Source organism: Buttiauxella ferragutiae (assembly GCF_022637515.1).
Lineage (GTDB): Bacteria > Pseudomonadota > Gammaproteobacteria > Enterobacterales > Enterobacteriaceae > Buttiauxella > Buttiauxella ferragutiae.
Genome location: NZ_CP093332.1, coordinates 4838943 through 4851703, shown reverse-complemented (window position 1 = coordinate 4851703; position 12761 = coordinate 4838943). Strand labels below are relative to the sequence as shown.

Below are 12761 nucleotides of genomic sequence, written 5' to 3'. Positions count from 1 at the left end.
CATCCGACGTCCAGCACGATAATTTTAGTTGCTGGCAGCGAACATTTCGCTATCAACAACGATGCCGTCCTCAGCACCCTTCAGTACCAGATTCGCTTCGTAGTATTTACCATCTGCCAGCATTTTTTGTGCCTGAGCTACCGCTTTGCGGGTCTGGTTCAGTGGCATAAGATATTGATTTTCCATCACGCCAATCCCCGCCAGACGTAAAGTGTCCATCGCACCTTTTTTATCGCCTTTAGCCAGTTTTTCATTGGCAGATTTGATCGCACTCTCTTTTGCTGGAGTCGCAACATAGTCTTCAGACAGGGCAACTGTGGCGTTAATGATGACGTACTGGTCGTCAATCATCTTCGCTTTGGCGTCGGTTTTGACAAATTTCTTCCAGTCGATGCTGTCATCTTTTAGCAGTGTTGCTGCGTCATCAGTCAGTTTTTTAGCACTGGCCGGTTCGCCGTGGAACAGCGCCAGGCGAGCAAGCTGAATATCACGCATGGCATTCGCGCCCTGAACGGCAACCTGCATCACATCAGCCGCTTCTTTTTGGATTTGTGCAGTGGCCGCAGCAGTTTGTGCTGGAGTCGTTGCTGTTGCAGCGAATACCGGTGCAGAACTCATCATGGTTGCCAGTACGCCTGCCAGAATTAATTTTTTCATTATCGTCTCCTTAATAAAATGGGTGTTAATCACCAACCCAGACAGAATAGGAAATAACAAAACGAATGAAAATCAGAGCGCGGAATGAATATTGCAGGAGCTGTCTGACACTTGTCAGATTATTGAGTCAGACGTCAGATTGAGCGTATGAAGACAGGGCTTCACTCTTATTTACTCCGTTTGCTAGCTGGCCTTACTATTTTAACCAATAACTAGTTGGTCAATAACGATATGGCGGAAATAAAATGTTTATATTTAATCAATATCGACTGAAAGCACTGAGTGAGGCTTCATGTCTTCATTATAGAAAACATGCGCTGGTGATGGCGGTGCTACTGTTTATTTGTGGTACCTGCTGTCTTATTTATCCTTTTATGGCCGGGATGTACCTCAGCTATATCATCGGCATGATGTTTATGGTTTGCGGTTTTTATACTCTTTATAGTCTGGTGGTATTTCGTTCACGCCACTGGCGTTCTAAATTTGTCAGCGTGATATTTGCCTTAGCCTGGCTGTTGTTGGGCTTCAGTTTTGTCATCCATCCTCTGATTGGCATGACGTCACTGTCGCTGGTATTTAGCTGTTTCTTCATTGTTGGCGGGGTTTCACGCATCGTTTCCGGCTTCACTATGCGTGGTAACGCGGGGGCGATCACCAACATTATTATCGGTGTTTTAGACCTGCTGATTGCCGTTGTCTGGCTCAGTTTGAACCCTGAACAATCCTATTTATTTACCACCGCTTTCATTGGCGTGGAGATGATCTTCAGCGCTGCTGGATTTATCGCGCTGCGCAGGAATTTGACGCCAGCGAAGCACAAGAAATTGAACCTTAACGATACACCAAAAACAGTGGAGTAAATGATGAATATTAAAGCCTATGTCTCGGTAATTATTGCTGCTGCCGCTTTTTCAGCCACTATGAATAGTGCTTTCGCTACTCAGGAAACGACACCACAAAATATGACCTGCCAGGAGTTTATGGATATGAATCCTAAATCTATGACCCCAGTCGCCTTTTGGGTAGTGAATAGAAATACAGATTTTAAAGGTGGCGATTATATCCATTGGCATGAAGTTGAAACCGTGTCAGTACCCAGGATATTTAAACAGTGTCAAAAAACACCGAAAGCAAAATTAGGTGAGCTGACCCAAAGCGTTAAGTAATTCCATATTCACTCTTAATTGAATTATCAACTTAAGTGATACCCATAGAGGATTTATTATGACCACACTTATTCAGCCAGTCGAAAATGAAAATGACGATGTTTATGCTTCGATAGAGTTATCTACCGCACTGCCTAAAAACGCATTTCCGGTCAACGAAAGTAATCCACGCAATGTTTTTCATGCTATTCATGATGAATTAATGCTGGATGGTAATTCCCGCCAGAACCTGGCGACTTTTTGCCAGACTTGGGTGGATGACGAAATCCGCCAGCTGATGGATCTTTCCATCGACAAAAACATGATTGATAAAGATGAGTACCCACAGACTGCTGAGATAGAGCAGCGTTGCGTGAACATGCTCGCGGACCTTTGGCATTCTCCGTCAGCCACCGACACCATGGGCTGTTCCACTATCGGTTCTTCCGAAGCCGCGATGCTGGGCGGTCTGGCGCTGAAATGGCGCTGGCGCAAACACCGTGAACTGGCAGGAAAATCTACCGATAAGCCAAATATGGTGTGCGGCCCGGTGCAGATTTGCTGGCATAAATTCGCCCGTTATTTTGACGTGGAGCTGCGCGAAGTGCCGCTGGAAGGCAACCGTCTGATGATGACAGCCGAAGAAGCGCTGAAATATATCGACGAAAACACCATTGGCGTAGTGCCAACTTTGGGGATTACCTTCACCTGCCAGTACGAGCCAGTGAAAGAGATTCACGATGCGCTGGATGATTTGTTTGAGCGCACAGGGCTGGATATTCCGATGCACGTTGATGCCGCCAGCGGTGGCTTCCTGGCGCCATTCTGCGCCACAGAAATCGACTGGGATTTTCGTCTGCCACGTGTGAAATCTATCAACGCGTCAGGTCATAAATTCGGCCTTGCACCGCTCGGTGCCGGTTGGGTGGTATGGCGTGAAAAACAAGATCTGCCAGAGGAACTTGTTTTTAACGTTAACTACCTCGGCGGCAATATGCCGACCTTTGCGCTGAACTTCTCACGTCCTGGTGGGCAAATTGTCGCTCAGTATTACAACTTCCTGCGCCTGGGTTGCGAAGGTTATCGCAAAATTCACATGGCCTGTTATCACACCGCCCAGTATCTGGCGCGTGAAATCGCCGCTATCGGCCCATTCGAGGTTATCTATGATGGCAACCAGCAAAATGGCATTCCAGGACTGACCTGGACGCTAAAAGCTGACCAACGCAATTGTGGCTACACGCTGTACGATCTGGCTGACCGTTTACGGAGCCGTGGCTGGCAGGTGCCTGCTTATTCCATGCCGACTCACCGCGAAGATCTAGTGGTGCAGCGCATTCTGGTGCGCCATGGCATGAGTACCGATTTGGCCGAATTATTGATAAGCGACCTGAAACGCACGCTCGCAGCACTGGAAAAAAATCCTGTCACGCATTCGCTGACTGCCGAGGAAGCGGGCGGCTTCAACCACGCATAAACCCCTTTCTTATCAATCAACCAGAGAGCCTGTTTGTTACGGCTCTCTTATTTAATCGTGAATGAACATCGGCAGGTGGTTCAAACCTGCTGATGTGGAGAGGATTATGTCCAGTACAACGACGAGTGCCCCTGCAAAGTCGCTCACTTTGCTCGGTTTTTTTGCCATTACTGCTTCAATGGTGATGGCCGTTTATGAATATCCCACTTTTGCCACTTCAGGTTTTAGCCTGATTTTCTTCCTGCTGATGGGCGGGATTTTCTGGTTTATTCCCGTTGGTCTGTGTGCCGCTGAAATGGCCACAGTTGAGGGCTGGCAAGAAGGTGGTTTGTACGCATGGGTTTCCAATACGCTCGGGGAACGCTGGGGTTTTGCGGCGATCTCTTTTAGCTATTTGCAAATCGCCATCGGTTTTATCCCGATGCTCTATTTTGTGCTCGGTGCTCTCTCTTACATCCTGAGTTGGCCTGCGTTAAATACCGACCCGCTGGTGAGAACTGTAGCGGCGGTGGTTATTTTGTGGGGGCTGGCGCTGACTCAATTTAAAGGGACACGCTATACCGCGATTATTGCCAAATTCGGTTTCTTCTTTGGGATTTTGTTCCCGGCGATTGTCCTGGTGCTGCTGGCTGTGGCGTGGCTTTATCATGGGCAACCGCTGGCGATTGAGATGTCAGAGAAGACCTTCTTCCCTGATTTTTCGCAGATTGGCACGTTAGTGGTGTTTGTGGCGTTTGTGCTCAGTTATATGGGTGTTGAAGCCTCGGCAACCCATGTCAATGAGATGAATAATCCAGCGCGTGATTACCCGCTGGCGATATTCCTGCTGGTCATTGCCGCCATTGTGCTGAGTTCCATTGGTGGGTTGTCTGTCGCCACCGTGATTCCGCACGATGAAATCAACCTTTCGGCTGGCGTGATGCAGGCTTTTAGTACCCTGATTAGTTATTACGGGCCTGAATACGAGTGGGCGATTCGCGCTATTGCTGCGCTGTTGATGCTGGGCGTGTTGGCCGAGATTGCCTCGTGGATTGTTGGCCCATCGCGCGGCATGTTAGTCACCGCACGGGATGGTTTATTGCCTTCGCGTTTTGCCAAAGTAAATAAAAATGGTGTTCCAGTAGCGCTGGTGATTTCCCAGTTATGCATCACTACTCTCGCACTGGTTGTCCTCACTAATACTGGTGGCGGCAGCAATATGTCATTCCTGATTGCTCTGTCGCTGACGGTGGTGATTTATCTGTGTAGCTACCTGATGCTGTTCCTCGGATACATTCAGTTGGTGCTTCATCAACGTGACAGAGCACGTGACTTCCAGATTCCTGGCGGTAAAGCCGTTAAGTTGGTCGTCGCCTGTTCTGGCCTGCTGGTTTCAGTGCTGGCGTTCTTTGTTTCGTTTATTCCACCGAGTTCTCTGCCTGGCAGCAGCGCCCATGATATTTATGCCGGTCTGCTGATTATCTGCTTCGGTCTGGTGTTTATTCTGCCGTTTATCGTTTATATGTTCCGCGATAAATCGCAGAGAAGACAGGCTCCACATCTCACACCTGTGACCGTGGAAAATGCTCCGGCAGGGCACTTTGCGGTTCACCCGAAAGCTCGCCCATCGCATTACCCTGAAAAATAAAGTCACTGTCGTGCCATTCGCACTGCCGCAAAGTGTGGATGGCACTATCGCTATTTTTCGCTATTAACGGATAATGGCCGATTCTGAAACGACAGTTTATTTTTGGGTAAGGGAAGGGGCGTGAGTAATAACGTTTCGCTGTTTACTAATAAGAAATTCGCATGGATGGGAGCCGCTTTTTGTTGCTTGTTATGGGGAAGTGCTTACCCGGCAATTAAAAATGGTTATGACATTTTTCAGATAGCGACCGACGATTTAGCGGGCAAAATTGTTTTCGCCGGTTATCGTTTTGTCATCGCGGGGCTTTTATTGCTGGCGTTCGCGATGCTGCAAGGCAAGCCGATTGCGCGTTTATCCCGCCATCAGTTTTCGCAGCTAGCGTTGCTCGGTGTTACGCAAACTGCCATTCAATACATCTTCTTTTACATTGGCCTCGCCTATACCACCGGCGTGAAAGGCTCAATTATGAATGCCACTGGCACTTTCTTTAGTGTCCTGCTGGCGCATTTTATCTATCAAAACGACAAGCTCAGTATTAACAAAGTGGTGGGCTGTGTGCTGGGGTTTGCCGGTGTGATGGTGGTGAACTTCAACAGCCAGTTGATGGACTTCAGTTTTAGCTGGATGGGTGACGGTTTCGTGGTGCTGGCAGCGTTTATTCTTTCTGCCGCTTCGCTGTATGGGAAGCGCATTTCGCAAACCATCGACCCGACTATCATGACAGGCTGGCAGTTGGCCATCGGTGGCGTGGTGTTGACTGTTGGCGGCTACGCAAGCGGCGGGCGGCTTGAGTTTCATGGCCTGGAGTCGGTGGCGATTCTTGGCTATCTGGCGTTGCTGTCCTCCGTGGCCTTTGCGTTGTGGAGCTTGCTGCTCAAACACAACCGCGTGGGAATGATTGCGCCGTTTAACTTCTTGATTCCGGTATCGGGTGCGGTGCTTTCAGCCATCTTCTTGCAAGAAAGTATTCTCGAATGGCGTTACGCCCTGGCGCTGGTGCTGGTGTGCTTTGGGATATGGCGAGTGAACGTGACGCGCAGATAGTTTACAAAATCGTCAAATGCAGGCCATTATTTATCCATCTTTTACCGATAAAGGGCCTGCAAATGACCAGACTGACCGCAAAAGATTTCCCTCCTGAATTACTCGAATACTTCGATTTCTACGTCCACGGAAAAATCAGCAAACGTGAGTTTCTCGACATTGCGGGGAAATTTGTGGTCGGCGGGCTTGCGGCGGCGGCACTGGGGACTTTGCTGACGCCAAATTATGCCTTCGCACAGCAAGTGGAATTTACCGACCCGGATATTGTGGCTGAATATATTCGCTACCCCAGTCCGCAAGGGCATGGCGAGGTGAGGGGGTATATGGTGCGCCCGGCAAAAGCGGCGGGTAAAGTGCCTGGCGTGGTGGTGGTGCATGAAAACCGTGGGCTTAATCCCTACATCGAAGATGTGGCGCGGCGTGTTGCCAAGGCAGGATTTATCGCGCTGGCACCGGACGGTTTAAGTTCGGTCGGCGGTTATCCGGGCAATGATGAAAAGGGGCGCGAGCTGCAATCGCAGGTTGATCCCACCAAACTGATGAATGATTTCTTCGCCGCGATTGAGTTCCTGATGCACCACGATGCGGTGACAGGGAAAGTCGGGATGACTGGTTTTTGTTACGGCGGCGGTGTCGCTAATGCTGCGGCGGTGGCGTATCCGGAATTAGCTGCAGCGGTTCCGTTCTACGGACGCCAGCCAAAAGCGGAAGATGTGCCGCGCATCAAAGCGCCATTATTGCTGCATTATGGGGAGCTGGATTCGCGCATTAACGAAGGATGGCCTGCTTATGAGGCGGCGCTGAAAGCCAATCAGAAAGTTTATGAAGCGTATATTTATCCGGGTGTGAATCACGGTTTTCACAATGATTCGACCCCGCGTTATGACAAAGCGGCGGCGGATCTTGCGTGGACGCGGACTATTGCCTGGTTTAATCAGTATTTGGTTTAGAGGGGATACCCTCACCCCGGCCCTCTCCCCCAGGAGAGGGGGAAAACCGAGGCAATCTCGGTCGGCTCCCTCGCCCTCAGGGAGAGGGTTGGGGTGAGGGTTGTTTTAGGCCTGACTCACCACCCTCGCACCCAGCACCACCCCATTCTTACCAGTGCGCTTAATCAAATACATCGACTCGTCGGCACGAATTACCGCATCGGCAAAATTGTCGTTGGCCCAGGACTCATTAATGCCAATTGATGCGCCGACAGTCGCCGAACCGTTGCTCAACTCAAATGGCGTGATAGCGGCATCCAGGCAGCGCTGGGCAGTGGTTTGGATTGCTGCACTCTCCAGCGTCCACGGCATCAGCAGGATAAACTCATCGCCACCGATTCGCCCAATGGTCACTTCTGGCGGGCAGGCTTCGGACAACCGCTGGCTGAGCTGCAACAGAACTTCGTCGCCGCTGCGATGCCCCAGGGTATCGTTAACGTTTTTGAAATCATCAAGGTCGATAAAAGCCACTGATAGCGGGCCGAGTTTTTTTAACAAATCAAACTGTGCATGCAGCGAGTGGCGGTTAGCAAGACCGGTGAGCGGATCGTGGTTGGCGAGCTTCGCCAGCTGTTCCTCGTACTGCTTTTCTTTGGTCATGTCGATGTGGGTACCGGTGACTTTCAATGGCTTACCGTCATCGCTCCATTCGGTCACTCGTCCACGGTCTAGCACCCAGGTGATGGTGCCATTTTTAGCCTGCATACGGTGCAGCGCTTCGTACCAGGGGGCTTTGCCTTCGAGATGGTTATAAAACGCGGCGAGCACCATTTCTTTGTCTTCAGGGTGCAGATGGTCACGCCACACATCAAAATGAGCGCTAAGTTCTTTGGGCCGATAACCCAGCATGGAACCCCAACGGCGGTTGAAAATAACCAGTTTGCCGCTGCTAATATCAAGTTGCCACAAGCACAAACCTGTCCCGTCGAGCGTTGCACTCAGCTTGTTGCGTGAGTCATGCGCAATTCTCTTGAGACGGGCATTATGCTTTTTGAGGTTCTGGATCTGTTGCCTGAGGATCTCTTCTGACATTGACCATATTTATGTTCAAATAATATCCATTTTTAACAGCTATTAATGAGTTGTAAATATGGCGCAGAAAAAATCGTGCTAGTTCCACTGTTGTTGTGAGGTTGAAACGCTTTTTCTCTTCTCAACCGGTATTAAAGAGAAAAAGACACCGCTAAGCATCGCGGCGAGCAGAATCCAGGATGTCGGTGAAAAGACGCTGTCCATTACCAGGCATTCGAGTAGCACGGCAATAACCGGAAAACAGATAAATACCAACGAGGTACTGAACGTCGATATACGTTTTTGCAGCGAGAAATAACACAAAATTCCGAACACCCCAGCCACAATGCCAAGGTAAATAATCGAGGCAAAAGACAGCCAGGTAATATTTTCAATCAGCGGTTTTTCCACTATCACACCAATCAGCGTGAGGATTAACCCTGCGGCAAGGCACGGCAGCGCGTTAAATGTGGAAAGCGAAACCTGGCAACTGCGCTTCTTGCATTGAACGTACATGAAAGCATGGATGAAAACGGCAAGAACGACGGCTAATGACCCTTTCCAGTTGTTGCTCAGGCTCATCCTGGCTTCTTCTCGCAGCAAGCAAAACAGTGAGAGTAGCGCCAGCATCGAACCCATGAGTTGTAACAGGCTGACAGGGGCGTTGAGCACTACGATAGAAATCAGCAGAACGGCAACCGGCAACACGGCAAAGATAATTGCCGCACTGCTGGCATCGACGTACTGCTCACCGTAAAGCACCAGCGTGAAGGGCAGGCAGTAACAGAACAGGAACACACAGAACTGGAAAATACGGTGGCCTGGTGGGAATAACAGCGATGAACGAGTGATCTTCAATAGCCACAAGAGGAGTGGCGCTGCGCTTAAAAAGCGCAGGCCGGTGGCAAAAATCGGTGGCATGCTGACTAGCGCGAATTTCATCGCCAGCCAGGTGCTACCCCACGTCAGAATAACGACGGCGAAAAGTGTCAACATTTTGGCTTTCTGCATGGGGTGGCTCCTTTTTTCACCTCAAATTAATGATCGATATACAGGTAGTGCATCCAGCTGGTCATACGCAGCAAGATTTTGCGGATAATGGAAACGTGTTCGAAATAATCCGAATACACGGCAACTTGTCCCATGGTACCGGCCGGTAAACGTTCTACATCTTTGACGTTGTTAAGCTCAATTTCTGCATAGATGCCGTCGAGTTTGGGATCCAGACTTAAACCTTGTAAGTAGCCTTGTGCCTGATAGCTACTGTTGGCGATCGCCGGCATGATTTGTTTCACTTTCCCTTTCACGACACTGCCTGGCAGGCCGTTGAACACGACCTCGGCTTCATCACCCGCGGTTAAACGCAGGGCAGAGTTTTGGCGGAAAACGGCATAAACGCTGGTTTTCTGGTCAGGGACGAACACCATCACTGGGCGCAGCGGTATCGGGCGCACGAACATGCCTGGTTTCAGGAACAGTTGCGTTGCGTAGCCATCGCTAGGGGCGCGAATAACGGTTTTCTCAAGGAAGTATTCTGCTTCTTTGAGGTTGGACTTCAAGCGGTACACTGTCGCGTTTTCGCCGTTAACCAGCGCACTCAGTTCTGCCGCTGTTTGGTCGCGCTTCGACAGGGAAGAACGCCATTGCGCCTGCGCTGCCAGATAGGTTTGCTGTGCGCGAACCACTTCCTGGTCAGTAAACGGGCTTTTCATTTTGTCCTGGCTGCCATTGCGGTAACGGTCAGCATCTTTCATGGCTAAATCGCGTTGTGCTTTTACCTGGGCAATATCGGCATTTTCGGAAGCCAGGCGCGCTTGCAGCATTTCAACGTTCTTTTCTGCGCTTTCGATTTCACCTTTGATTGACTCGACTTTGGCCTGGTAGGCGGTCGGGTCAATACGGAACAGGAAATCCCCTTTTTTCAGCATCTCATTAGATTTAGCGGTCACTTCGACCACCGTACCCGATACTTCAGGGATAATAGGTACTGTCACGGTAACCATCTGAGCACGTTCAGTGTAAGGATGGTTGTAATTCATTAATAACAGCAAGGAGCCAATAAGAATAATCCCACCCAAAACTGCAGTAGGAACGCTCCATTTATTTAATGGAATTTTGAAGAATTTAAATATACCGACACAAATTGCGGTATATGTAAGAATAAGTAATAAATCCACAATGAATCCTGCTCAATAATTCGGTTACTGGTGGTTTGCTGTATTATTTTTGTGCTGAGCTTCCAGTTGAGCCAGACGTTCACGTAACGCCTCTAACTCATGGTTTTTAGTCGCAAATCCCCAACCACGATCTTCGCGATATAGCATCGCCCAGATCCACAAAAACGGCCAGATTGCGTGCAGTGTGAATAAACTCACCCAACCTGCAGCATGAATAGCATCTTGATGTGGATGATTGCGATGCACCGCGATTTCATAAGGAATATCGTGCACAACAATAACGCCATAGAAAAGCGTCAGTCCCACAAATATAAGAGCGCCTAAGGCAAGGTAGTCCAGGATCATAGTTTGGTGCTCCGTGATTAAATGTCCGGAGACACTAATGAGAAGGTGTGCGCGGCACCACTTTTAATTTGTTTAAATTTAAATTTTTGGCGATTTTTTAATTGCACAAAACCACAATAATGTGCAAGAGGAAAAATAAGAAATTACACTTCTTTTCATCATAGAAATAGTTGTAAAAAATGTGCAAAAAGGTGTTTTAGTTTTTCAATACATGGTTGTATGTAAGCAGCAAACACTTCAGAGTAGCGCTCCCCCGCTAGATCTTTGGCGTGGTATATACTTCAAGGAACCTGCATGTATAGTGAGTCATCTCAGGAAAAAAAATGATTATACCTCCTCCCACACGACCCGAAGCCGCCATCCAGCGCCTGCTGACCGCCCTTGAGCCCTATGGAACCCCCATGGAGATCATTCCTCGTAAGCGGATTAACTGGGAATATAAAGATGTCCCGCAGTTCTACGTCTTCAAGAAAGGCGAAATTTCTGTGCTGCGCGCAACGGATGGTTTAGTTATTGCTACGCTCTCCGGGCAGAATTTGTTCGGTATTGCGGAGAGTATCCAGCCTTTACGTAGCCATATTCTGCGTGCAGAAACCGATTGCACCATGCTACGTATGGATGCCAGCCAGGCGCATGAAATAATAAGTCAGCAAGACCTTTGGAAAGATGTGGCTATTATTCTTGCTTACTACACCACCTACCTCTGCTACCGCGATTCTGTCGTCGTGCAGCAACGCACTTATTCCATTATTCGTGGTCATCTTATTGAGATGAGCCGCTTGCCGGAAGAATCTCGATTAAGAACTTCAATTCTTGATTACATTCAGGAAAGAACGCACTTATCACGTAGCAGTATTCTGAATGTCATGTTTGCTTTAAAGAATGGCGGTTACATTGACATTCGCCGTGGAGGTTATTTACTGGAAGTCATCAATTTGCCTGAGAAATTCTAAAGCACGCTAATTATTGTTGTGATATTGGTTTTGTGGGTGTGTTATGCAATGATTTAACCTAGTTCTTTTTCATTTAAAATTAAATGAAGTTCAAATTCCTTCTTGCAAGGAATATGAATATCATCCGTCGCTTAAATATTAATACCATTGAGCAATCTCCCAGCAGCGACTTCAAGGATTATGATGAAAAAGACTCTTATTGCGTTAATCGCACTCAACGCCTTCGCAGTAACGAACGCCAATGCCGCAGCCGATACCGATACCTGGTATGGCGGTGCTAAATTAGGTTGGTCACATTATTTCGATGGCAATGGTGACAATGATTTCAATGATAACGTAAGCAACGCGACCGACTTTGAAACCAGCAGCGACAATGTTGGCGGTGGCGTATTCGCAGGTTATCAAATTAATCCGTGGTTGGCTGTTGAAGGCGGCTACGACTATCTCGGCAATATGCAGATCCAAGGCAACAACGGCGTAGCCGGTGCCAAAATGGGTTCTCAGGGCTTGCAGCTTTCTATGAAAGCTAGCTACGGTTTCACTGATAACTGGGATATCTATGGCCGTGCCGGTGCATTTGCATACCGTGCTGAAGCTGAGCAAAATGGCGATTCTAAGTTTGATACTGGCGTGCGCCCACTTGCCGCTGTCGGTACTGAATATGAGTTCAATGACAACTGGGCTGGCCGCGTGGAATACCAATGGGTTGGCAACGTGGGTAACTCCAACCAAATTGGCGTGAGTTCTGATGTCAGCACTGTGACTGCCGGTGTGGTTTACCGCTTTGGTGCCAACGAAGCCGCTCCAGTTGCAGCAGCACCTGCTCCAGTAGAAGCGCCAGTAGAACCACAGCGTTTCAACCTGAAATCAGACGTGATGTTTGCCTTCAACTCAGCAGTGCTTTCTGCTGAAGGTGAAGCAGCGGTACGTGACCTCTACAACCGTCCAGAAATTCAGGCAGCTAAAGACAAATCCACTATGGTGATTGGCTTTACTGACCGTCTGGGTTCACAAGATTACAACCTGAACCTGTCTGCAAAACGTGCGCAAGCCGTTGCTAACGAACTGGTTCGTTTAGGTATGCCAGCTCAGAACGTCCAGGCCGAAGGCCGTGGTGCAAGTGAGCCAGTAACTGGAACAACCTGTGATGCAGTCACTGCGCGTCAAGAACTGATTAACTGCCTGGCACCAGATCGCCGCGTTGTTATCGAAATTGCCGGTGTAGCGCCACAGCAATAAGTCCCAACATGCAATTACAAAAATAGCAGTAACGTCCGTTTTGCCCGATGCCTTAGTGCCTATCGGGCTTTTTTTTTGGTCCGGAAACCCTGAAGAA

At 48.9% G+C, this 12761-nt stretch carries 13 protein-coding genes; 8 read left to right on the top strand and 5 right to left on the bottom strand.

Features of this window, described 5'->3' with window-relative positions; genetic code table 11:
* Positions 1-24 precede the first annotated feature (24 nt).
* Positions 25-657, bottom strand: coding sequence for a YfdX family protein (locus MNO13_RS22430; RefSeq protein ID WP_064540985.1), 633 nt, complete (start codon positions 655-657; stop codon positions 25-27).
* Positions 658-902: 245 nt separating this feature from the next.
* Between MNO13_RS22430 and MNO13_RS22425 the strand changes: the two genes are divergently transcribed.
* The 6 genes from MNO13_RS22425 to yghX all read left to right on the top strand — a co-directional run bounded on the left by MNO13_RS22425 (position 903) and on the right by yghX (position 6900).
* A complete protein-coding gene (locus MNO13_RS22425) occupies positions 903-1517 on the top strand; it encodes a DUF308 domain-containing protein (RefSeq protein WP_133522943.1) in 615 nt (204 codons plus the stop codon).
* Between the two features lie 60 nt (positions 1518-1577).
* Positions 1578-1823, top strand: coding sequence for an acid-activated periplasmic chaperone HdeB (hdeB, locus tag MNO13_RS22420; RefSeq protein ID WP_370090874.1), 246 nt, complete (start codon positions 1578-1580; stop codon positions 1821-1823).
* Positions 1824-1881: 58 nt separating this feature from the next.
* Positions 1882-3279 (top strand): glutamate decarboxylase, encoded by a 1398-nt coding sequence (gene gad, locus MNO13_RS22415; protein WP_064540979.1) that lies wholly within the window; start codon positions 1882-1884, stop codon positions 3277-3279.
* Between the two features lie 106 nt (positions 3280-3385).
* Complete coding sequence (gene gadC, locus MNO13_RS22410; RefSeq protein ID WP_064540976.1) at positions 3386-4906, top strand: glutamate/gamma-aminobutyrate antiporter; 1521 nt, start codon at positions 3386-3388, stop codon at positions 4904-4906.
* Between the two features lie 165 nt (positions 4907-5071).
* Positions 5072-5950 (top strand): DMT family transporter, encoded by an 879-nt coding sequence (locus MNO13_RS22405; RefSeq protein ID WP_064540997.1) that lies wholly within the window; start codon positions 5072-5074, stop codon positions 5948-5950.
* A gap of 62 nt (positions 5951-6012) precedes the next feature.
* Positions 6013-6900, top strand: coding sequence for a YghX family hydrolase (gene yghX, locus MNO13_RS22400; RefSeq protein WP_133522945.1), 888 nt, complete (start codon positions 6013-6015; stop codon positions 6898-6900).
* Positions 6901-7005: 105 nt separating this feature from the next.
* Here the strand turns inward: yghX and MNO13_RS22395 are convergent, their stop codons facing one another.
* The 4 genes from MNO13_RS22395 to MNO13_RS22380 form a co-directional block, all read right to left on the bottom strand.
* Entirely contained in the window at positions 7006-7971 is a 966-nt protein-coding gene (locus MNO13_RS22395) for a sensor domain-containing diguanylate cyclase (protein WP_064540972.1), read from the bottom strand.
* A 78-nt stretch (positions 7972-8049) separates the two neighbouring features.
* Entirely contained in the window at positions 8050-8961 is a 912-nt protein-coding gene (locus tag MNO13_RS22390; protein ID WP_064540969.1) for a DMT family transporter, read from the bottom strand.
* A gap of 26 nt (positions 8962-8987) precedes the next feature.
* The gene (locus MNO13_RS22385) at positions 8988-10127 is read right to left on the bottom strand and encodes an HlyD family secretion protein (protein WP_064540966.1); all 1140 of its coding nucleotides are present in this window, start codon (positions 10125-10127) and stop codon (positions 8988-8990) included.
* A 24-nt stretch (positions 10128-10151) separates the two neighbouring features.
* Complete coding sequence (locus MNO13_RS22380; RefSeq protein WP_064540963.1) at positions 10152-10472, bottom strand: DUF3302 domain-containing protein; 321 nt, start codon at positions 10470-10472, stop codon at positions 10152-10154.
* 323 nt (positions 10473-10795) lie between these two features.
* Between MNO13_RS22380 and MNO13_RS22375 the strand changes: the two genes are divergently transcribed.
* Together MNO13_RS22375 and ompA are read left to right on the top strand one after the other, a co-directional pair.
* Positions 10796-11425 (top strand): winged helix-turn-helix transcriptional regulator, encoded by a 630-nt coding sequence (locus MNO13_RS22375; protein ID WP_064540960.1) that lies wholly within the window; start codon positions 10796-10798, stop codon positions 11423-11425.
* A gap of 183 nt (positions 11426-11608) precedes the next feature.
* Positions 11609-12664 carry a porin OmpA gene (gene ompA, locus MNO13_RS22370; RefSeq protein WP_064540958.1) on the top strand — a complete coding sequence of 352 codons (1056 nt, stop codon included), beginning with the start codon at positions 11609-11611 and terminating at the stop codon, positions 12662-12664.
* Positions 12665-12761 lie beyond the last annotated feature (97 nt).